Annotated in this window: 1 protein-coding gene (only partly in view); it reads right to left on the reverse strand. The window is 74.4% G+C overall.

The features are described 5' to 3' along the window. Positions 1–24849 carry the 3' portion of a preprotein translocase subunit SecA gene (locus tag MMF94_RS32810; RefSeq protein ID WP_241041319.1) on the reverse strand. 6360 nt of this gene lie beyond the right edge of the window, so the window shows 24849 of its 31209 coding nt (coding positions 6361–31209); the start codon falls outside the window, past its right edge; the stop codon is at positions 1–3.

A 24849-nucleotide genomic window follows, 5' to 3' on the forward strand; every position in this document is an offset into this window, starting at 1 on the left:
TCACGCAGGGCCCCGGCGCGCCGGCAGCGGGCCGGCCTCTAGCTCGGCGACGGCGTCGAGCCCGGCGAGCACGACCTCACGCGTGGCCGACGTCTCCGTGTTGGTCGGGGCGCCGAGCAGCACCACGAGCTCCTCGACGGCCGCCCGGTACCGGGGTGCGTCGATGCCCGAGGGATCGGCCAGCTCCGCGAGCAGCCGCCGCGTGTCCTGCGTGAGGGAGTAGACGGCCTCGGGAGCGCGCCCGGGGGCGCCCCAGTCGATCTCACGGTGTACGAGGTGGCGGCGGTGCAGCACGGCGAGCCGGCCCATGACGCCGTGTTCCCGCAGCTGCTGCGTCCGGGCCAGCCACGCGGCCGGCACGGGGCGGTCGGCGGTGGCCAGCGCGAGCAGGGTGCCGCGCAACGAGTCCGCGGGGACGTGGGGGCCCCGGCCCAGCGGACCGGCTTCCAGCTCCTGAACGGCAGCGAGGGCCTGGATCAGCTCGGGGGTCCTCGGTGAGCCGGGCAGGAGGTTGACGTTCTGCGCGAGCAGCGGAGCGAGTCGCTCGGCAGCGGCGCGGTAGTCGGGGTCTGCGATCCGGGCGGGCTCCGCGAGGTCGGCCAGCAGCAACCGGGTCACGGCGGGCACGGAGTAGAGCTTGCGACCCGCGGCACCACGACGGATGCGCAGCAGCCCCCAATCGGCCAGCACGTGCAGCCGGTGGCGCATCTGCGGCACGGGGAGCATGCCGGTCGCCTCGGTCAGCTCCTCTGCGCCGATCCCATCGGGCGCGGCGGCGACCGCCTCGATCGTCGCCCACACCGAGTCGCCCGGCCTGTGCAGCCGCTGCGCCGAAAGCGGCCCGCCCGGAAGCGCGCGGATCACGTCGAGGACGTCCGCGAGCTCCCGCGTCCCACGCTGTTCCGGCCGCAGCCCCGCCGAGCGGGCCAGCAGCTCGGTCAGGTGCGCTGCCGCTACCCGGTAGCCCGGGTCGGTGATCGCCTCGGGATCGTCCAGGTCCTGCAGGAGCCGGCGGGTGTGCGCAGGCAGCCCGTACCGCCTGAGTGCCGGTCCCCGCGTCCCGCCCGACAGGACGACGACCAGGTCCCACTCGGTGAGCGTGAAGACCCGCCCCCGCACAGCCGTCTCGGCGGTGCCGGTGGCCGCCGCGACCTCCGCGACCGTCGCCCCGCCGGGCGCATCCAGGGCGTCGAGCGTGGCGCGTAGCGACTCCGGCCGGGGGCCGAGGCGCTGATCGCGCAGTGGGCTGTAGGGCAGTGCGCGGACCGCTTCCACGGCCTCGGTGACCTTCTGCCGCGACCCCGGGCCGAGTTTCGCCGCCGGGGTGTTCAGCAGCTCGGCAAGCGCCCGCAACCGAGCCTTGCTCGCCTCCGCGACGAAGGAGGACGGATCGTCCAACGCGGCCAGCAGCCGCCGCACCGGCTCGGGCAACCGGTACACCCGGCTGCCCGAGCGCGCACCCCGGCCCGCGCCCGACACCCGCTCCACCAGGTCCCACCCCAGCAGGAGCCGCAGCCGCTGCCGCATCGGCACCATGCCAAGACCCGGCGGCAGGGCGGCCAGCTCCTCTGCCGTGATGCCGGCCTCGCCCGCCGCCCCGATCGCGTCGAGCGTGCCCCGGTAGGACGTCATCGGCGCAGGGCCGCGCGAGGGCAGCGGGCTCGCGGCGAGAACGCGGATCGCGCCGACCAGCGCCACGAACTCGCTCGCCTGCGCCGTTCCGGGCTTCAACGGCGCCGGTGAGCCCAGCCGGAGGGCCAGCTCCTCCAGCGCGGCCACGTAGTCGGGTTCCCGCAGCGCCTCCCGACCGTCCACATCAGACAGCAGGCGGCGGGTGCGCTCGGGCACCGAGTAGGCGAACCGCGTGGTCGTGTGGTGCCGCGCACCGGCAGGGAGCCGCTCCAGCAGCCCCGCCGCGTAGAGCGTCGCCAGGCGCTGGCCCAGCACGGTGCTCACGACCCCGGTGACGGCCGCCGCGATCTCGCCGACCGTCATGACGCCGGTCCGGTCCATCACGTCGAGCATGTGCCGCACCGAGTTCTCCTGCGTCACCGGTGACGCCGGCAACGGGCTCCCGGGCAGGTTGCGTATCGCCGTGAGGACCGCGTCGGTCCGCTGCCTCCACCCGTCCCTGCCGCGGTCGATCGGCCTGTCGAGCCGCGCGGCCAGCTCGTCGAGCAGCACCAGGTACCGCGGGTAGGGCTGGAGCGAACGGCCGTCGACGTCGCGGAGCAATGCACGCGTGTGGCCCGGCAGGCTGTAGCGGTACTCGCGGGACCGGATCCCCGAGGTCGGGTCGATCCATCGATCGACCAGACCCCATCGGTGCAGCGCGTGGAGCCTGGTGACGAGGGCCCATGGCCTCCCGGACGTGGCCGCCGCGAGCTGGGCGAGCGTGCCGCCGGCACCGGCGGCGATCACGTCGAGCAACTGCCTCGTGCTCACCCTCGGCGCCGCCGGCAACGCACTCTCCGGCAGGTCCCGCACGGCCTGGAGCGCGTCCTCGATCCTCCGGGTCGCCACCACGCCGACCTGGAGGCTCGCGGGCCGGTCGAACCATCCGGCGAGCGCGTCGAGGGCCGCCCGGTGGGGCCGGTCGAGCACGCTGACCCGGTGGTCGAGGTCGTGCAGGAGCCGGCGCGTGTGCTCCGGCATCCGGTAGAGCGAGGTCCCGTCGGAGGCGTGCTGCATCTCCAGCAACCCCCAATCGGCGAACCGCGCCAGGCGCAGCTTGACCGCACCGGCGTGCTGCCGCGCGAGATCGTCGCCTCCGACGAACCCGCCCGCGGCGGCGACGGCGTCCAGGGTGCCCCGCAGTGAGGTCTCGCGGGTCACCACCGGGATGCCCGCGGAATCGATCTCGCCGCGGTCGAGCAGCCGGGCGATCGAGTCGATCAGCGCGTCCATCGGGAACCGGTCACGGCCCGGGTTGCGCCGCAGCAGCAGGGCGGCACGGTGCAGCGCTTCCCGGTCGTGGGGATCCGCCACGGTGCCCGGGTCACGCAGGGCCGCGAGGAAGTCCCTCCCGAGCTCCGTCAGCTCGTAGGTGAACTTCGTCCGGCTGGGACTCGCCGACTCCGGGTCGGGCGCGTACCCCCACCCCGGCTCGGCCAGGATCAGGAATCCGCCGCCCGTGATGCTCTCGTCCAACCGCTGGACCCGCCGGGTGACCGTCACCATCCGCGGCCCGATCCGGTGCACCGTCGCTCCGCGGACGAGATCCGCGCTCGTGCCGAGAACGCGGGCGATCTCGCTGCTCCCCGACCCGGGAACCGCCCCGATCGCGAGCAGCAGATCCAGGTAGCTCACCGGTGGGGGCTCGTACAGCTCGTGCACCCGCCCATCGGTCTCCAACGGACTTTCGGGGGTCTCCCGCAACCGCGCCACCGACGTGGCCAGCTCTGCCAGCGAGGGCCTCGACAGCCCTTCGCTCATGAGGAGCTCCGCCAGATCCAGCAGTGCCTCTCGATAGGCGGGCTCGACGATCTCCGCGGGGTCGGTCAGCGCGTCCATCAGCGCGAGCACCGACGTGCGCAGCAGGTAGCTGTCCCCACCTCCCGCCCTGTGCGTGATCTGGACCAGTCCCAGGGTGGTGAGCCGGCGCGCCGTGTGACGCACGCTGCCCACCGGCAGATCGAGCATCCGCGCGAGGCCGACCGTGTTGACGCCGGGAGAACGGCGGACGGCCAGCAGCACGGCCCCGTAGCTGGTCGGCCCGGGCTCCCACAACCCGCCACGGTCCGCGTCCGGGTGCAGCGGGCTGCCCTCGATCGTCCGCAGCCGGGTCACCACCGCGCCGAGCCGGTCCGCCGCCCCGTCCGCCGCGGAAGGCACCTGGCGCAGCAGGCCGAGCAGGGCGTCCAGCTCCCGCCGGTAGTCCTGCTCCTCGATCTCGTCCCGGTAGGCGAGATCGCCGAGCACCCTGCGGACGGGGACGGCGAGCAGGTGCCGGACCCCGTCCTGCACGTCGAGCTGGACCAGGCCCGCCGCCCGCAACACGGAGATCGCCGCGGTCACGTCCGACGCGGCACCGCCCGGCAGCGCTGACGACAGCTCTCCCGCGCCGACCCCGGCCGGGGTGGTCCCCACCGTGTGCAGCAGGTCCAGGTAGGTGGGCGCCCCGGCGCCCGCCTGAACCCCCAGCTCCGGCAGGGCGGTGAGGAGCGTCAGCAGCCGGGCCATCTGATCAGCGGTGCTCTCCTGCCACAGCGCCGGGCGCGTGGAGAGCACCGCGGCGGTCTCGTCCAGCAGAGCGCGCACCGGCCCGTCCGCAAGGCCGTCCCGGGCGGCCACACGTTCGAGCAGCGCGATCACGCGGTCCACGGGACCGTAGGTGTCACCGCTCCGGCCTGCCCGCAGCAGCCCCGACGCCACCAGCCGGTCGAGCACCATCCGGGCCTGCTCGGCCGACCCCGGCAGCACCGTCCGCCGCAGCAGCGCCGATGCCGTGCCCGGGCCGGCCGCCACCTGTGACAGCAGGGTGCGCAGTGCCGGCAGCCGGGTGGCCTCGGCGCGATCGAGCCGTTCCGCCGCAGCGATCTCGTCGCGCCGCACCCTCGCGATCGTCACCCGCGCGACGAGCACCGCGTGCTGCACGGCCGCCGCGGACCGGTCGGGACCGCCGTCGAGGCCGGCAGCGAGATGGGCGTCGAGATCGGCGTCGAGGTCCGGGCTCAGCAGCCGGCCACGGATCAGCCGGTCGATCTCGGCGCGGACGTGCCGCAATGTCACGGTCCATCGCCTGCCGTGCACGTCCACCACGCGGACGGCGAGCAGCTCGGCGCGCAGCCGCTCCAGCCCCATCCCCTCCAGTTCGGACCGCAGCGGCCCCCAGTCCGCGACGATCGTCCCGCCCTCGCGCGACGCCGGCTGCTCCCCCAGCCACAGCGCGAACCTCAGGGCCAGCCACCGTTGCTCACCCGGCGAGAGCGGGCCGGTCGTGACCCCGTAGCCCACTCGCGGTCGGACCAGGGCGAGCAGGGCGGTCGCCGCCGGCAGCGGCATCGCCTGCGCCGCGTCCTCGGTGGCCCGCTCCAGGCGTGCCCGCTCCCGGTCGGCCAGCTGCTGTCGCCACGGCTCCGGCAGCAGCACCAGGCGCGCGAGCACCTCCGCGTCGACGAAGACCGCTGCCCGCCCCGGCTCCGCGGGGTCCGGTGCCACGAACTCGACCACGGCGAACCGTTGCGGCAGAGCGGCGTTCCACCCCGGCACCGCGTACAGCCGCGGCGCGAACTCCGCCCACGCCCCGCCCGGATCCGCCAGTCGGTACGCCCGGTGCTCCCGCCCGACCTCGCGCAGCGAGTCCCGCATCCCGTCGAGCACATGCAGGACCTGCGCGTACTCGGTGTCGTCCAGCCGGGTGGGCACGCCGGTGTTCCGGACGACGGCGACCGCGCCGCCCGGGGGCGGGCCGCGCAGCCGTCCCGCCTCGACGAGCCACCGCTGCAGCGCGACCAGCCGGTCTGCAACCGGTCCCGGGTCGTGCAGGGTGAGCAGCCGGGCGTCGGCGAGCGTCTCCGTGACGACGTCGGCCAGGCCGGCGACCGCTCCCGGCGGGAGGGCGAGCTCGCTATGCCGGACGATCAGCCGCTCGACCCGGGCGAGCCCCCACTGCGCCGCGGCCGGCGCGGGCCCACCGCGCCAGCGGGCGGGAACCTCACCCTGCTCGCGGCTGGTACCGAGCACGAGGTCGAAGGCATCGTCGATCAACTCGACGAGCTCGGCCTGCGCCGGCCCGTCCCCGAGCCGACCGGACAACGGTGCGAGCACCGCCAGGAGCTGGTCGAACAGCCGCCGGTGCTCCGACCGGCGCAGATCCACTGCCATGGGTAACGGCGCCGGGAGCCGGCCTGCCGCGCTCACGAGCGAGTCGATGAAGCCGGACGGGAGATCGTCGGCGGTGGTGGCCTGCTCCGCGCGGGCGGCGAGCAGCGTCCAGAGCCGATCGGTCGCCGTGACGGCCCGTGCCTCGGCGTCGCTGATTCCGGCAGCGAACGGCTCGGGGTGACGTCGGGTGAGGAACCCGGCGAACGACGCGGCCTCGCGGGCCTGTTCGACGAGTTCGGCGATCTCGCGCGGCCGATCGCCCGTCAGCGCGCCCGCCCTGTCCAGCGCTACCCGGGCGCGGTCGAGGCTCCGCTCCGCGGCGGCCGCCAGGGCCGGGCTGTCGCCCCACCGAACCGGCACGACATCCGCGTGCCTTCTCGTCGGAGCCGGGTCGTCGGGCGACCAGGTCGCGGCGAGGTAGGCGCGGACGGCCGGGGCGCCCACCACCAGCGCCGCCCGGGCCTGCGTGCCGTCCTGGCCGAGGACGCTGATCGTGATGCTGTGCGCGACGCCCACGAGCCGCTCATGCACGCCCTGACCAGCGAGGACGGGGCCACCCGAGCTGCCGAGTGCGACCCACGGGCTTCCGGCGATCACCAGGTCCCACCGGTCGGCCCCGGGTGTGGCGGACCACCGCCCCGGTGCCGCGATCCCACCCGCGACGACGGGCCGCGGCTCCGCCGTCCGGTTGTCCCAGACCGCGTCGGGTCCGTCCACAGGGAACGACTGGTGCGGCAGGCCGACGAGGGTGACCGGGCTGCCCTCGACCGATGTAGTTCCCGGCACCACCGGAACGAGCGTGACCTGCGGGTGCTCGTCGGTGCTGATGCGCACCAGCGCGAGGTCGAGATCCGCGACGGAGCCGAGCAGCTCCTCGCGTGGCATGGCGGCTGCCTCGGCGTCGATGCCCGCCAGCGCGTCGGCGATGCGCCCGGGGGCGGGTGCGGGGAGCACGCTGCCGCTCCAGGCCTGACGGCCCAGCTCCACCCGCACGCGAACCGCGCCGTCCACCACGTGCCGGTTGGTGAGCACGTCCGCGGTGCCCCCGGCCACACGGACGACCACTCCGGAGCTCCGGCTCCTGCTGATGATCTTGTCGGCATGGACCACCGTCATGCTGCTCAGTGCCGCTGGAGGGGCCCCCAGCTCGGGCGCGACGAGCGCGGTGCGGCCGTGGACGTCCACCACGGATCGGAACGCGACGGGCCGGGCCGGCAGGTGGGCGCCGACCACCGGGGCCAGCGGGGTGAGATCGGGTAGCGGGGGAAGCTGTGCGTGCGGCAGGCGCTCGTGCTGGGGCAGGCGGCCGTTGGCCAGCTCCGCGAGCTCGTGCCGCATCAGGGCACGCAGGGCGTCCGGACCGAGCACGCCGGAGCGGAGCGCGGCCAGTGTGCGGGCGTCCGTGTAGAGCCAGCCGTCCCAGCCGGCGTAGACGACGAGGTCGGCAGGGCCGCTCGCACCGCGGACGGCTTCGCCGAACCCGTCGGCGCCGCGGATCCCGCGAGCGCCGGAGGCTGCGGCTTCCCCGGGCTCGAACCGGGCGAGACGGTCGAGGCCCGCGGGGTCCACCGCGTCCGTCCACGCCATGCCGTCGATGACCTGGACGACGATCTCGCGCTCGTCGTCCGGCAGGTCGCGGTGGGAGATCAGCGCAGGGCCGCCGCCCCGATGCCGGGGTGGCGGGCCGCGGGTGGGGGCGGAGGCGAGAAGGCCGGCGAGCCGGCGGAGAGTGGCCAGCAGTGCCCGCCCGATCGCACGAGGGCCACCGAGCACGGCCGCGACGCCGGCACCGACCGCCGCGGCACGGGCCCAGAGCGGCAGCGCGTCGAACGTGGCTCCCGGCGCGATGACGGCGGGCAGGGCCGACGCTCCCGACCGGCCGGGCGGCCCGTGGGGGTCCCACTCGACCGTGTGGTCGGCCGTGAACAGCCGGATGTGGTCGAACGCGCCGGGGTGGGCGTCGCGCACCCGCTGGAGCACCTGGCCCAGCTGCTCCGCCGTGACGGGCGAGCGGACCCAGATCACCGCCCGCCCCAGCGGCGTCAGCTCACCTGCCGCCGCGACGGCCCGCTCGGCCAGCCCGTCGTCCGGCGGCCCGGCCACCGCGCCCACCATCGTGGGGATGCCGTCCACCCAGGTCAGCCCCGACGCGTGCACCTCCACCGCGACGCCGGTCCTGCGCAGCTGCGCCGCTACCTCGGTCGCCGACACGACACCCGGCTCGGCGACGTCCGGGGCCGCCTCGGGAGCGGCGGGCGCCGGGTGCCGGGGCAGCAGCGGGCGCAACGCCGAGAGCACCCGTCGGGGATCGACAGCGTGCAGGTCCGGCGTCCATGGATCACCGGCGCCGCGCGCGTCCTGCGGCCGCAGGCTGATCTCCCAGCGGCCCTGCCCCCACAGGCCGGCGCGCCAGCCGTGAACCTGCACCGGCAGACTCGCCTCGACGAGCGCCCGCAGCTGCCCGTCGCTCGCCAGCCGGAGCTCCCGCTGCCCGGGCGGCCCGGCCTGGTGAGCCCACGCATCCGCCAGGGCCAGCGCCTGATCGGCGAACACCGGAAGGTGGGCGCCGGGCGGCCGCGGATCGCCGGGATACCGCGCGGCGGCGCTGCGTGCGGCTCGCTCCAGGTCCTGCACCAGGGCCTCGGGGAGGCGCCCGGCACGCACCATCTCCTGCACCCGGGACAGCCGAGCCGCGACCATCCTGTGCAGCACCCCGCCCGGCACCCCGGCCAGCAGCCACTCCCGGAGCCGTCCGACGTGCTCCAGCTGGGCCAGCACGTCCGCGGGCGTGAGCCGGCCGTAGATCTCCGGGCGCGACCCGATGCGCAGCCCCCGCTCGACCGGACGCGCGTCCCGTCCGATCGGTAGCGACTGGTCGAAGTCGAACGACCACACCAGCCCGTCCGCGGTGCGCAGCCGGTCGTCCTCCGTGGCTCGCATCAGATCCGCGTCCTGCAGGAGCCCGGCGAGGACGAACTGGCCCGCCACCTGGTCCCGCTGCGCTCCGCTCCCCGGCGCATCCAGCTCGACAGCGGTCCCGTCGAGGAACCCGCGCATGACCAGGACGTCCCCGGCCTCCACCACCGTGCTGCCGGTCTCGTCGTGGAGATCCTCCGACGCCATCGCCGGCCAGGACGGCGCCGTCGGCACCCCCACCCGCCGGGACAGCTCGGCCCCTGCCACCGCACGCAGGAGCACCCCCGGGTCGTGCGCCCAGTGCATCGCTGCCATCAGGGCGCCGCCGGCGTCGCGCAGGAGCAGCACCTTCGGCCGCCCGCCCCGGACCGTCTCCCCCGTCAACCGCCGGACGAACGACGCGCCCTCCAGCCGCCGCAGCGGGATCCCGGGCACATCGGTGACGGCTTCCGTGCCCACGTTCGCGGGATCGCCGTGGCGCAGGCGAAGCAGCACGTGCTCCTCCAGCGCGACCCGCAGCTCCTCGTCGAGGCCGCGGAGGTGGCCGAACATCTCCGTGTCCGCGAGCACCCGGCTCCGCTCCCGGTCCAGGACGTACACGACCGCGATCCCGTCCGAGCCGGGCTCACGGGCCAGCTCGGCGTTCAGCCCGTCGACGAGCGCGAAGTCCAGGCCCTCGGTCACCCACAGACCCCGTGGTCCTGCCACCTCCAGCAGCGACTGCCGCGCCGGGTGCACCGCTCCCCGCTCGTCGAGCGTCCGGACGGCCTCCCGCACCGCCCTACCCGCTGCACCGTCCGTCGTGTCCACGAACCGGCCCGCCGTCGCACCGCTCGTGCCGATGCCCACGAGATGCACGGGGCCCGCCGCAACGGTGCGCCTGGCACCCAGCAGCTCCGCGACGATGGCAGCGGCGTCCGCGTCGTGGCCGGCATGTGCTTCTCCGCTCAGGTGATGGCGCACCTCGTGATCGACCAGCCGCGCGAACCACTCCGGCCGCAACCGCCCGGCCGCGAGATGATCCGCCACCTCGGTCGCCATCGCCTCCGTCATCACCACCACGCCGGGGGCGGCCGCGGGCATCGAGGGGTCCCGCCACCCGAACGCCACGAGCCGCTCCAGCACGCCCGCCGACGACTGCGCCGACGACTGGGGCAGCGACGCCGCGTCCAGCACCAGCACCGGGGGCGCGTCGGGCGGTCCGCGGGGCATACCCGCGACCACCCGCTCCAGCGGACGCAGGTGATCCGCGACGGTGGGCAGCAGCCGCAGCAGGTCCCGCCGCTCGCCCTCGGTCAGCCCGCCGATCGCCACCGGACCGCCGTCCGGAGCGCCGGACCGCGCCACGTTCAGCGGGACGACCACGGCGGTCTTGTCGTCGTGGCCGCCCCTGGCGGTGGCGGCGTCGGCCAGCTGCCGGGCACCGAGCCCGGGGTCACGCAGCGCCGCCGGCGCGTCGATCGCCGCGGCGAGGTCGGCCGGGGTCGCGAACAGGTCCGACACCCCGTCCGTGACCAGCACCAGCAGCGCCTCACCGGTCACCGCCACCGTCGCGGTTCGCGGTTGCGGCGCCGGGCTCTCCCCGAGCCAGTGGGTGCTGACCGACGCGGGCCGCCATGGGGCGGATCCCTCGGCGGTCTGGGCGCTGGCCATGTTGTCGTCGGTCGTCAGCAACTCGGCGGTGCCGTCCGGGCGCACCAGGTAGGCCCGGCTGTCGCCCACGCCGACCAGCACCACCTCCGTGCCGGTGCCGGTACGGGTCGCGACCGCCGCCAAGTAGCTGGTCGAGTCGGCGTCGAGGACGTCGGGTGCCGGCGTGGTGGCGCCTGCGGCGGCGGCGTACACGGCCCGGCCGACCTGCAGCCCGGGGGCCGTCGCCTGCTGCGCGCGGGCCGCCGTGATCCCGGCCTCGACCGCCACCACCGACGCGGGAACCGCCGCGCCCCAGCCGGCCACCTCGTCGGCGACCATCGCCACCATCCGGCCCGGCGACGTCGCGCCTCGCCAGGCATCGCCGTTCACCCTTCCGGGGCTCCCGGACTCGCTCACCGCACCGAGTGCCCCCGAGCCCTGGGTGACGGCACGGCGCGACGGAGGTTCGGCAGCGAGCGCAACGACGTCGCTCGCTCCGAGACCGGTCAGTGACTCCACGACCGACTTCTCGCTCTGGCGGTTCTTCCGGATGACCGCGGCGATCTCGTCGTGCAGCGCCTCCAGCCGCGCGATGCGCGCCGCCAGCAGGTCCCGGGGGTCGAGCGGCGCACCCGCGACCGTGAACATCGCGCTGTACCAGGGCCCTGTCACGGGCACCCGGCCACCCGCCTGCAGCTCCCGCAACCGTGCCAGCTCCGCCGCCACGTCGACGTAGAGGGACCGCTGGATCTCCAGCTCCGCGCGGTAGCGCCCGAGGATCCGCCGGCGGTGGCTGATCTGGTGGCGCTCGCCCCGGGCGGCGAACCACGCCGGAGCTCGCTCGACGTACTCGCGCACCGGCCGCGGTAGCAACCGGCCTGCGACACGCCAGACCCTGATGAGGCCCGCGCGGACCTTCCGACCCGTGCCCTTGATCATGTCGAGCTCGTGGACCCGCCCGTCCCGGCGGGTGATCACCACCTTCTGCAACGAGCCGCGGTACTCCATCCAGTTCGGCAGCACGGGGTCCGCCGGCCCTACCCCGACCCCGAACTGGGTCTGGGAGAGGAAATCGAACGGCTTCCAGGTCCACGGCGACAGGTCGTGGTTCAGCGCCCAGTACTTCAGCCGGCGCATCGGGTGGAAGCCGATCACCCGCGGCGCCTCCACCGTCTGTTCCAGCGCCCGGCCGGGAACGTCGAAATGCAGGATGAACGGCTCGATCCGGAACCAGCCGCGGAGGGCGATCAGCAGCCCCACCCGGCCCACCGGGAACGCCCCGAGCACACGGATCTTCTTGGCGGCGGCCTTCGTCAGGGGTTCGGCCTGGTCGAGCACACTGAGGGCGCCGTAGTTCCCGGTGATCATCTTGATCGACACGTCCAGGAACGCGTCCGCCAATCCCGGCAGCGGCACGGGCACGACGGCCGACGCCCAGATCCACTGGCCCCCGGTCGTCGCGGCCCGGTTGTAGATCGAGCGTGCGACGATCTCCCGGATCCGGCTGATCCGCTCCCGCAGCGGCAACCGCCGCCCCTCGACGGGCGCGAGCGAGTCCTTGCGCACCAGCTTGATGTGCAACAGCTGGTAGACCAGCTCCCCGGCCGGACCGAGCCACTCCTGCACCCAGGTCGGGTAGAGGCGGTGCTCGACGCCGACCTTCAGCCGCTTCGGCTGCGCAGCCGCCTGCTCCAGCACCCACGCAGGCGGCGACCACACGAACCGCAACCCGGACAGCAGCCCGTCCCACCAGGCGCGCACGCTCCGGCCGACCGAACCCGCACGGGCCCACATCCGCGCCGCGACCGCCCGGGCAGCTGCGGTCATGAACGCCGGCGACCCGACGGCGGCGCGAACACCGAACCTCGACACGGCCCCCGCGGTGGCCGGTGGACCACGCGCGGGCGCGGTGAGTACCAGCGCCTCGACGGCGGCCACCGCCGCGTCGACCCGCCCCGCCAACGCCCGCGCCGGCACGGACCCCGAGCCGTCCCGGACCGCGTCCAGCATGCCGCCGAGCCGGTTCAGCTCGCCCGTCAGCGAGGTGGCCGTGGCGACCTGCACGGCGTCCCACCGCAACCGCGACGCCCCGGCGAGGCGGTTGCTCGCCCCCTGCACCAGCGACCTCATCGCCCCGGCCGCCCGCCGGTCCCGCAGCTCGGCGAGCCGACGCATCGGCCATCCCGCCCACCGAAGAACGCGGCCGAGCCCCGCGACAACCCACCCCAGCCCGCGCCTCGTCGCGGCCCGCGCCAGGTCGGCGCGCACGATGCCCGCGCGCCACAACGCCCGTGCTCCTGCTTCGGCCCGCCGCGCATCCAGCAACCCGGCGACGACGGCGGCGGCATCCTCGTCGTGCCCGCCGTGGATCCGCCCGCTCAGGTGATGCCGCATCTCGTGATCGATCAGCCGCTCGAACCACTCCGGCTGCAACCGCCCGGCCGCGAGATGGCCCGCGACCTCGGCCGCCATCCCCGCCGTCATCACGACCACGCCGGCAGCAGCCACCGCCACAGCGGGATCGCGCCACCCGAACGCCACGAGCCGGTCCAGCACACCTGCCGACCCCGCCAGCACCGAGGCACGCACCGCATCGACGTCCAGCACCATCACAGCGGGCGATCCCGGCGGTCCACGCGGCATCCCCGCGACCACCCGCTCCAGCGGACGCAGGTGCCCGGCCACCGTCGGCAGCAGCCGCAGCAGGTCCAGCCGCTCGCTCTCGGACAGCCCGCCGATCGCCACCGGACCCCCGTCCGGAGCGGGGACCGGCCGCTGCCCGTTCAGGGGGACGACGACGGCGGTCTTGTCGTCGCGCCCGCCCAAGGCGGTGGCCGCGGCGGTGAGCTGCCGGGCAGCCTGCGCGGGATTGCTTAGACCGGCGGACACGTCGATCACCGCGGCGAGGTCGGCCGGGGTCGGGAAGAGGTCCGAGACACCGTCGGTGACCAGGATCAGCAGACCCGGTCCGGTCACCGACACCGTGGTCGTCCCCGGCTGGGGCGCCGGGCTCTCGCCGAGCCAGCGGGTGCTCACCGACGTGGGCCGCGACGGTGCCGGGCCCTCGGCGGACTGGGCCGTGGCCATGTTGTCGTCCGTGGTGAGCAGCTCCGCCGTGCCGTCCGACCGCACGAGGTACGCCCGGCTGTCGCCTACCCCGACCAGCACGACCTCGGTGCCTGTGTCGCTGCGCGTGGCGACCGCGGTCAGGTAGCTGGTCGAGTCCGGGTCCAGGACGTCCGGGGCGGGTGTGGTGGCGGCAGCGGCCGCGTCGTAGACGGCCCGGCCGACCTGCGGCCCGGGCGCCGTGGGCGACTGCGAGCGGGCGGCGGTGATCCCGGCCTCGACCGCCACCACCGACGCCGGAACCGCGGCCTGCGAGCCTGCCACCTGGTCGGCGACCATCGCGACCACGCGGCCGGACACCGTCGTCCCCCGCCAGGCGTCGCCGCTGGCCACGTCGGGGCGCCCGGGCTCCGTCACGGCCCCCAGCGCGCCCGAGCCGACCGCGAGGGCGCGCTGTGTCGGCGCTCCCTCGACCCGCGCCGGGTCGCCGATGGACACACCGAGCGCCGTCAGCGACTCGACCACCGACTTCTCGAGCTGGCGGTTCTTCCGGATGACCGCGGCGATCTCGTCGCGCAGCGCCTCCAGCCGCGCGATGCGCGCCGCCAGCAGGTCACGGGGGTCGAGCGGAACACCGGCGACGGTGAACATCGAGCTGTACCACGGCACCGTCACCGCCACCCGGCCACCGGTCTGCAGCTCCCGCAACCGCGCCAGCTCCGCCGCCACCTCGACGTACAGAGCCCGCTGGATCTCCAGCTCCGCGCGGATCCGCCCGAGGATCCGCTGCCGGTGACGCACCTGGTGCCGCTCACCCCGCACGGCGAACCGTGCCGGAGTGCCCGCGAGGTGCTCACGGAGCGGCCGCGGCAGCAGCCGGCCACCGGTGCGCAGCATCGCCATGACCACTCGCCGCAGCCCCTTGCCCGGGTCCTTGATCATGTTGATCGACACGACCTGCCCGTTGCGGCGGTTGATCTTCACGCTCTGCAGCGAGCCGCGGTACTCCAGCCAGTTCGGCAACACCGTGCTCGCCGGCCCCACGCCGAGCCCGAACTGGGACTGGGAGATGAAGTCGAAGACGTTCCAGGTCCAGAGCCCGAGATCGTGGTTCAGCGCCCAGTTAACCACCCGGCGCACCGGGTGGAACCCGACCATCCACGGCGCTCGCGCCGTCTGCTCCAGCGCCCGGCCGGGCACGTCGAAGTGCAGCAGGAACGGCTCGATCCGGAACGAGCGTCCCACCGCGATCACGAGCGACACCCGGACCACCGGGAAGGCCCCGAGCACCCTGGTCTTCTTCGTTGTCTTCTGCGACATCTCGGCCTGGTCGAGCACCGTGAGCACGCCGATGTTCCCCGCGCTCACCTTGATCGACACGTCGAGCAGCCCGTCCGCCCAGCCCGGCAGCGGCAGCTTCCACACCACGGGCGGCAGGTACACGTGCGGCGCGCCGCCCGTTCCCGCCCGGTTGTAGATCGCCCGCGCGACGATCTCCCGGATGCGGCTGATCCGCTCCCGCAGCGTCAACCGCCGCCCCTCGACGGGCGCGAGCTTGTCGCTGCGCACCAGCTTGACGTGCAGCAGCTGGTAGACGAACTCCCCGACCGGGCCGAGCCACTCCTGCAACCACGTCGGGTAGAGGCGGTGCTCGACAGCGACCGTCACCCGCTTCGGCTGCGCAGCCGCCTGCTCCAGCACCCATGCCGGCGGGGACCACACGAACCGCAACCCGGACGTCAGCTCACCCCACCCGGCGCGCACGCTCCGGCCGGCCGACTCTGCAGCGGCCCGCGTCCGCGCCGCGGCGTCCCGCACGCCCCGGCGTATGTGAGAGAACCGGCCGACTGCCGGAGGTGACGTGCCGGACGCGGTAGCGCCGGATCGATGCCGGATCTTGTTGCCCGCGACCCGGCGGGGTGATCCCGCCGCGCTCGGACCTGGCGTCCTGACCTGCGCAGGACCAGCACTGGGCGCCGGCGGCCCGGAACCGGAGCCGCCCGCCTGGGAGGGCCGGGCGGGTCCGGGGGCCTGACCGGAGCCAGGCTGCCGGGGTCCACCACGCGACTCGTAGATCGTGGTCACCGAGGCCGGGTGATCCAGCGATCGCCGGTGCTCGGCCACCGCCGGTCCCTCGCTCACCCGCACGAAGCCGGCTGCCAGCACATCAGCCTCGCTCAGGCGCATGGCCGGGTTCTGTGGGCTCGCCGTGACCACCAGGCGCCCGCCCGGCCCGAGAACCCTGGCCGTTTCCGGGGACACCGGCTGGAACCCGGACGGGTTCACCGCGTGAACCTCCGCGAACGTGCTCGACCGGAACGGCAGCCGGGCTGCGTCCGCGATCACGTCGACACCCGGAAGGGCGCGACGATCCACGGTGACGCTGCCGGGCACCGGGTCGGCAACTGCGCCGAGGTACAGCCGCTGCCCGCCCGGCCCGACAGGCCCCGGGCCCACCACGGCCGGTGGGGAAACGCCCGACGCGGTGTCGCCGGGTCGAGGCCGCGGCGCGCTCGCCTCCGTCGAACGAACCGGTTCAGCCGCACCACGACGGCCGCCTGCGACGGGTTCCGGGCCGGTAGCAGTCGCCGTCCCGGCGCCGTCACCGGACACCGCGGCGGTCCCGGCAGGAGCCGGTGCCGAGGCAGCCTGGGCCGACGGCGCGGGCCGCGGGAGCTCGGGTGCGACGTGACGCAGGGCAGCCCGCAGGGCGCGCTTGGCAGACCGGCTCCAGTCGAGATGGTGACGCCCGGCGAACTCCCCGATCGCGCGCGCCGGCCCGCCCGGGCCCGGCAGGTGCCCGGCCTGCAGCAACGTGCGGATCTCCGCCGCACCCACGGCATTCTCGGCGGCGAGCCCGTACAGGTCGGCGAGAATCTCGGCAGGCGGGTTCGCCTGCTGGAGCCGATCGAGCTGGTGTCGGGCGGCATCGTCCACGAGAGCCGCCACGGCGTCAGCGGCCGCGCCCGGGGGAAGGGTCGGCACGAGGCCGTCGAGCCGAGCGAGGGTGCGAGCGAGCTCGCGGGCCTCGTAGCTGTGGCCCACCCCGCCGTCGAGTGCGGCCAGCCGCCGGGAGAGCCTGCTGACCTCGGTGGCGGTGTGCGAGAGCGTCGGGCTCGTGTCAGTGGCACCCTCCTGGATCGCCATGAGCCGTTCCAGCAGGTAGACGGCCTGGTCGGCAGAATTGGCGGCCCACACCGCGCCGCCCCAGCGCCGACCGGCGAGCTGGTCGACGGCCTCCGCGCCGCGGGAGAGCCGCGAGAGGGTCTCGGCGGCACCGGCGTAGTCACCGGCCGCTGCCTGGTCCCGGGCGAGCGTCACGACGCCGGTCGTCACGCCCAACTGCTGGGCCGCGATTCGATCGAACTCCGCAGATGCTGCCTGCGCCCCCTCGGCTGCCCGTGGCTCGACCGCCGGTTCGACGAGATCGCGGTAGTCCTGAAGCGCCTGGGACACCGCGGTCTCCACCCGGCACAGCTGCGAGCATTCGTCGAGGAGCCTGCTGGTGGCTTCGGCACCGCCGAAGCGAGCGACGGCGCTGCGGGCGGCGGCGAGCTCCTGCCGCAGCCCTTCGATCCTTCCGATGGTCGCGTCGACCAGTCCGTCACGCGGGGTCGCAGCGGTATCGATGGCGGTTGCCGACCGTGACAGTGCCAAGGCCGGGGTTGTGCTGTCCACCGCCTGGACCACCTCGGTCTCCGGCCCGACCTTGCCTCGCACCACCCCCGTGAGCCGGCGCGCGCCTGCCTTCTCCGCGCGCGCCACAGCTGCATCGACGAGGCGGTTCACGGCGCGGGCCGGGAGCGGGGACGTCGAGGCGCCATAGGTCTTCTCGAGCCGGGCGAGCGCCCGCCAGTCGGCGTATCGGGCCAGGATCGGGTCGTCGAGGGAGAGCACCTCACCGGCCGAGCCGGGGCTGCCCTGGCGACCGGCCCTGCCGAAACCTTGCCTGGTGGCTCGGAACGACTCGAACGCGCTGGCCGTGGTGACCCGCAGACCGCCCGCTTCGGTCACGACCCGCTGGGCGGCCAGGTCGACCGGTCCACCCTTGCCCCGGCCGCCGAGAATGATGTCGGTGCCGCGACCGATGATGTTGGTCGCCACAGTGACGGCGTACGGTCGTCCGGCCGCCGCCACCACCGCGTCCTCGAAGACGATCCGCTCGTCGAGGGCGTTCAGCACCTGCACCGTCACCCCGCGTTCGCGCAGGATCGCGGCGAACGCCTCGGCCTGGGCAGGCGTGCGCATGATCAGCAGCTCGGGAGCCGGGTTGTCCTTGCGCATCACCACCTCTGTGGCGAGGGCGTCGTGCAGGGCCCGCTCACTGGCGTACACCTGGCGCTGCCGGACGTTCAGCCGGCTGGGCAGGTTCGGCTCGATCCGCACCACGTCCATCCGGAAGAGGTTGCGGAACAGGCCGCGCGCCTCCCACGCCGTGCCGGTCATGCCTGCCGCGTTGCGGTAGTTGCGCAGGTACTGCACAACGGTGGCCTGGGCGATGGTCTGCTGCGGGCGTCCGATCGGCAGCTTGTGCTTGGCTTCGAGCGCCTCGTGCAGCCCCTGGCTCCAGCGCTGCCCGTTCTTCGCCCGGCCGTTCGGGTTGTCCAGGACCTCGATCCGGACGCGATCCGCGATCTTGTAATCCCAGCCCGGCTGCATCCCTTCCGCCCGCTTGGCGTTGGCCAGGTCGATGCGCTGCTGGTCGGACAACACCTGACCGGTGCGCTGCTCGATGCGGCTCGCCTGCCGGCTGCTGATCGTGACCGGCCGGCCGGTGCGGACGCTGTACTCGCCTCGCTCCAGACCACGAGCGAGGTCGCGGGCCCAGACCAACTCGGCGCGGCGCGCGCTCGCCTGGACGGCCTCGGCGAGCCGGTGCGGGCTCGCACCCCAGTCGAGCATGACCATGTCGGCCTCGTCGACCAGGGCGAAGGCGTGCCCACGCTGCACCCGCTCACCGGCGGGCCTGCGCTGGTCCTCGAGGAAGTCGAAGATCAGGTCGGTGGCCGATCCGACGGTGATGTCGGCCTCGTACGCGCTCCGTGCCCCCGGCGTGCCGCGGCTGCGCAGGCGAACGGTGAGGCCGAGCTCGGAGGCGATCCCCTGGTAGGCCGCAACCGTATCTCCGGCCAGCTGTGTGTTGCTGGTCATCACGTGCACGCCGCGACCGTCGGCTCCCGCAACACGGTTCTCGAAGCCGCGCTTCATCGCCGGGAGCATCCCGGTGAAGGTCTTGCCCTCACCGGTCAACATCTCGACGACGGTGCCGCGCGCCGTGCCGCCACGCGTCAGCGCGAACCGGATCCGGGTGGACAACCGGCCGCCGCCGTCCATGGCGATGGCACCGGCGAGCTGCACGTCGTGCAGGCGCTTGCCGTGGGTGAGCCGGATCTGCTCCGCGATCAGGGCGAAGGACTCGACCCTGTTGAGCCGCTCGCCTGCCTCTACGCGTTCACGCAGAGCCTGGATGCTCGCCTCGTCGGACCACAGCGTCTTGATCGCGCTGATCTCGGGCCGGTAGGCCCGCGTGCTGCGCTCCTTCGTCAGCTCGTGCTTGGCCGCGTCTACTCGTGCCTGTGCCTCCGTGACGGGTCGGTCGTACCGGGGACGCGCATCCAGAAGCTCCCTGCGACGGCCGTGGTCGGTCGTGCGCGCGAGCTCGTCCTCCAGCCGCGCCAGGATCTCGGTGCGCGCCGCCTTCGCCGCGCGCAGTTCCTTCGTGGCATCAGCCAGCGTCGTCCTGAGCCCGCGCGGATCAGGAGCCTCCGCGCCGGTCGGCCGGGCGGACGACGTCTTCTCCTTGCCGCGAACCCACGGCTCGGAACGAGGTGTGGTGTCGTCGGCCGCGCGGACCGGCGGGTCGCCGCTGCGCACCTTGCCGTCGTGCTTACGTGCCCCCACGGACGACGCCGTGTCGACCGCCCCCGCCTCGTCGGGCGACCGGAGCGGCTCCGGGTCGGGGCCTCTCACAACTGTGGGGCCGCCACCGTCTCCGACAGGCGTCCTGGGACGACCGCCGCTCGCCGTCGACCCGGTGGGCAGTGCCTGGTCGTTGCTCGGCCGGCCCGGGCCCGACGGAGCGGGACGCGGCGATTCGCCAGGTGCTCCTCCGCTGCCCGAGGACCGCGCCGCGGCAGGCGACCCGCCACCGGCGCTCGCCCGCGACGTTCCCGCACCGGCACGCGACGGCCCGGGCCCGGCGCCCGACCTCTCACCGCTGATGGCCCGCGAACCCTGCGTCAGCGCGCCCGGCCCGTCGCCGGTCGCGCTTCCCCTCGCCGACGGCGGTTCACCTGCGTGGCGCTGTACCCACGCCGTCCCGTTCCCGTCCCGGACGATCTCGGTCCGCGGCGTTGCACTGCCGGATGCGCTCTCGCGGCCGGAACCGGACTCGCTCGCCCGGTGGATGTCGGTCTTCTTGACCCCCAGCTGCCTGGCGAGGGCGGCGGCGGTCATCGGCTTGTCGCCGTTCGCCGCCAGCGTCGCATCGATGCGCTCGGCCAGCGAGGCGCCGCCCGCGGCCCCGTCGGTCGTCGGTGAGGGGGCCGGCCTGCCGGCGGCTGCTGACGGGGCACCGCCTGCGGTTGTGCCCGTCTCCGGCGTGGCCGGACCGTGCTGTGCCGCGGGGTTCGCAACACCCGGTGCGGCCGGAGCACCCCGGCCGGCGGCGCCCGGCGCGTCCGCCACACCGGCCGCCCCACGCTGCCCGGCAGTGCCGACAGCCGCCGCAGCCGTACCGTGCTGACCGGCCGCCTCGGTCACGGCAGCCGGCCCGGGCCGGCCGGCGTCGGCCGTCGCCGCCGCCACGATCGTGGCGGGCGGCGCGAGCCGACCGGGGCCGTTCGTGCGGGCAGTGGCGCGTGCGGCCTTCTTCGCGTCCTTCGCTGCGACCTTGGCCGTCACCCTGGCGCGGTGGTCGCGGACGATCTGCAGCGACTCGTCGAGGCCCGCTCGCCTTGTGGCGAGAACCGGGTCGTCGACCTTCCCCCGGCTGGCCTTCGCGATGCGCACGGTGTGGGCAGCCTCGATCGCCTGGGGGGTCGCGGCGCGGCTGACGCCCAGGTTCTTGTACGCGCCGGGCATCCTGATCGAACCGACAAGCCCGTGCCGGGCGATCATGCGGGCGGATTCGGCGCTGCGCCCGAGGCCGCCTGCGACGCGCCGCAGGCCCGTGGTGGCACTGAGCCAGAGCGGAGCGGTTGGCCGGTTCGCGATGGCGCCTGCCAGCGCGCGCATCCCGGCTGCGGTGCTTCCGGCCTGCGCCACCCGCGCCGCCGGCGCTGTCACGGCACGAACGGCGGCGGAGCCGGCACGCACCGGCAGGCCCACGGCGTAGTACGGAGCCGACGCCAGGTGCACCGGCACGCTCGCGATCTTGCGCGCGGTCTCGAGCCGACTCGCCCGGTTCTCGAACCGCACCGCGGCGGTTCGCAGAGCCGAGCGCTGCGCCACGGTGGCCGCGGTCCGTGGGAGGTTCGCGGCGGTCGCGCGCGCGGCGGCGCCACGGGCTGCCGCCCCGACGGCGCCGCCCCGCAGACCTGCGGCGACGCCGCCGGCAACGATCAGGACCGGGAGGCCGTCCTCCATCAAGGACTCGACGGGCCGGTCGTGGTAGTCCCGGGACGCGTCACCGTCACCGAACCACCGGTTCCACGAGTTGGTGACCGGGGTGACCAGCATGCCGCCGGTCAGGGGGTGCAGCCGCGTGTAGTACTCCACATCGGACTCGCCGGTGCGCTGTGGCGGAGCGGCGGAGCGTGTGGGGTCCCGCTCGGACAGGAAGGGCGCGAAGGCAGCAGTGCCCGGGGTGAGCGACGCCGCGGTGCCGAGCACGCCTTCGTATTTGATCTTGTTGGCGATCTCGACCCCGCCGCCACCGATGACCGTGCCGGGCAGCGTGAGGATCCCCATCCCCAGGGTGACCGCGCCGCGGCCCAGGTTGCGGCCGAAGCTCTCGTGGCCGACGCCGAACTCGCGGTTGTACTTGCGCACCGCCTCGGACTGCAGCAGCTGCGCGCCTTCGAGCATGAAGCGGAAGAAGCCCCCGACGCTCTTCGGATCCTCCTCGTTCACGACGTCCCGGAGCTTGTCCATCTCCGAGTCGGACAGGGTCGACCCGAGATCCTTGATGAGCCCGGCCTGGTTGATCTGCCGGAAGTAGTTGTCCATGGCCTCGTCGTGGCCGGCCTCGCTCTCCTTGCCGGCGAGCAGCTGGACGGCCTCGTCCGCCGTGCGCGGTGTGCCGGCGAGCCGGGCCACCTCCGTGAGGTCCGCCGGATCGCCGTAGACCCAGGTGGCGGCCAGGTCCGAGATCTGGTCCGGTGTGTAGTCGCTCCCGTCCTTGTTGACGAACGGGCTGTTCGAGGTCTCCACCAGTTTCTTAAAGTACGAGTAGCCGGCGGCCGAGCGCATGGCCAGCGCCAGGTCCGGTGCACCGGACGACGGCAGCGCCATGTCGTGCAGCCTGCTGCTGGGGAGGCGGGGAGCCTCGATGGAGGCGTCGTAGCCCAGACGAGCGGCCTCGCTGAACGCCACCAGCTTCCGTGCCGCCGCGACGTCCGCATCCGTCTTCAGCTCGGGCAGCGCGTCCACGACGCCCTGGACCGCCTCGAGGTTCGCCTGCGCCACCCGCATGTTGCCGGCGTAGTTCGGGTCGTTCGCCAGGCCCGCGGCCGCGATGTCGTAGGTGCGCAGTACTTCCTGGGACGCGTCGAGCCTGCCCATGATCGGGCGCTGGTCGTCCTCCAGGTCGCCGGAGAGACGCTCGATCTCCTTGCGCTCGGCCTCGAGCGCAGCCCGGTTCCCGCCGAGCCCGAGGTTGTAGTTCGTGACCGCCCGCTCGTACGCGTCCTGCCGGCGCTGCAGGGCGTCCTCACGGGGCTGCAGCGCGTTCAGGTCACCGATCGCCCGCGCAGACGCCGCCTGCTGGTCCAGGAGCTTGTTCTTCGCCGTGGTCCTGTCCTGATCGGACGGCTTCCAGCCCGCCTCGTAGGGCCGGCCCAGGAGGGAGGCCACGAGCCGCGGGTCCTCCGCGAGCTGCCGCTCGACGTCCTCGGTCGACGGGCGCTGGGTGCCGTTGACCTTCATGAGCACTTCCAGCGCGTCGCCGGTCCGCCCGGCCCGCTCCATCGTCTTGGCCGGGAGGCCGTCCACCTTCCGGGCGAGCTCCCGCGCCTCCGCATGGGTGATCCCGCCTTGCTTGGCCCGCTCGAAGGCCTCGGCCACCGGCGCGAGCTGGTGGTTGCCGGTCTCCGCCATCCATCGGACGTGGCCCTGTCCGGCGGTGAACCGGAACGCCGCGCGTGCGCGGTCGACGAGCGAGGTGGAGCCGCCGCTCGCGACCGGCCCGATGAAGCCCGGCGGGCGCTGCGGTGGGCCACCCCGCATCCCGAGCGCAGCCGTGACGTCCTGCGAGGGCTCGACCCACTTCAGCCTGCGCTCGACGGGGTCGGATCCGCTGCAGCCGCCCTCGAACGTGCCGCCCTTGCCGCCGACACACGACTGACCGCGGTTGTATCCGTCGGCTTCGGAGTAGAGCAGCGCCATCCGGCCGCCCTCGCCCGCTGTCTGGATCCAGTCCCCGTAGGCGTCGGTGCCCCGGGCGAAGCCGTCGCCCGAGGTGAAGGCGACCGCCCCGCCGCCGCTGCCGTCGGCGTTGCGGAGGAACTGGGCGAACTCGACGGCACCCTTCGCGTGGATGTCGATCGAGGCACGCTGCACGTCGCTCTGCCCCTTCCACGGGGCCCCGGTCGCCGTGCAGGAGTCGCCTGCGTTGCTGATCGAGCAGGTGGCGAGGCCGCCCATCCCGGCCCGGGTGGGCATGTACTCCGCACCCTCGCAGCCCCAGCAGGCGAGCGAGGCGCCCTCGGCCGTGCGGATCGTGCCGTAGCCGTTGGTGACCTTGATGTATCCGCCCAGCCCTGACGCGTTTCGCGTGAGGATCTCGACGCGATCCGCTGTGCCCGTGCCGCCGACACCGAAGAACGTGTCACCCTCGGCCGAGGTGAAGTGGCCCGCGCCGGTGAAGGTGATCCTGGCCGGGTTGCCGTTGCCGTCGCGGCCGGTGATCTCACCCCAGGCGCCCTCGACGGTCAGGTGGTCCACACCGGCCTTACCCGGCAGCTTCGCTCCCGTGTAGACGCACCCGCCGTTGCAGGTGGACGTGAAGGGCGAGCCGGCGGGGTTGCTCAGCCGGAAGGTGTTGAGCGGGTTGTCCGACGTCGCCCGCCGGGTGTACCGGACCGTCTCGCCGGTGCGCCCGTTGGTGACGCTTCCGCTGCCACGGACCCAGCCGCCCCCGTTCCCCTGCACATCCCGGGCCAGGCGGACGCCGTCCGAACCGGTGGCGCTGTCGCGCTTGTCGGACCCGGGATCGGTCGGCATGGACCCGGAGAAGCCGTCGGCCGGGTCGTAGCCGACCCGCTCACCGCCCTCGACGGACTCGTCCACGCCGTTCTTGCACGGCGCCGGGCAGGTGCCCCCTCGAACCTTCTCGCCCTTCGGCTTGATCTTCCACACGACGTTGCCGTCGGCGTCACGCTCGATCTGCACGGCCCGGTCGTCGGGGCCCAGCTCCTCGATCGGGATGGGCTTCCCGTTCTTGTCGACGGGCTGACCCGAGCCCGGCTGTACATACTTCTCGAAGGAGTTGCCACCGGAGTGCTCGACGCAGCTACCGGTGCCGGTGCACCAGCCCCGCCCACCGCCGTTCGGGCCGGGCACCGCTTCGGCGCGCGCACCGCAGGTGCCTCCCGAGGACCCGCCTCCCACGCACTTGGCGTGGCCCCACGCCTCCCAGTAACCGCCGCGCTCCGGATCCTCGGCGCGGGCGTGCATCTCGGCCTCCGCCGAGAAGCTCGTGGTGCAGTTCGCGGCGCCGGAGCAGGACGCGGACGCCTGCGCGAAACCCGGTCCCGCGACGGCCTGGGCCGAGACTCCGACACCGCCCCCGCCCATACCGCCACCACCGGAGCCGTGGGCGTAGGCCTGCGCCTCGCTGTGGCTGCCGTGCGGCCCCTTCCACGAGTCGGATGCGGAGGCCGTGGCCGAGTAGGAGTGGCTGCAGCTGGTGCCGGGTGTGCCGGTGCACGACGCCGAGGCCTGCGCGAACCCGGGACCCGCGACGGCCCGCGCGCTGACGGCGACCCCACCACCGCCCATACCCCCACCGCCCGACCCGCGAGCCGACGCCGATGCCGACGAACCGGCGGCGGAGGCGGATGCCGAGACGGCGGCCGAGTAGGAGTGGCTGCAGGTCGTGCCGGCGGTACCGAGGCACGACGCCGAGGCCTGCGCGAAGCCCGGTCCGGCGGCTGCGGCGGCGGTGGTCAGCACCTGGCCCGCGCCGAACGTGCCCCGACCGAAACCGGTGGCCGTGGCGTGGGCAGCGCCGCCCGCCGAATCGCTGCT

The organism is Pseudonocardia alaniniphila (genome assembly GCF_022524485.1).
GTDB classification, from domain to species: domain Bacteria; phylum Actinomycetota; class Actinomycetes; order Mycobacteriales; family Pseudonocardiaceae; genus Pseudonocardia; species Pseudonocardia alaniniphila.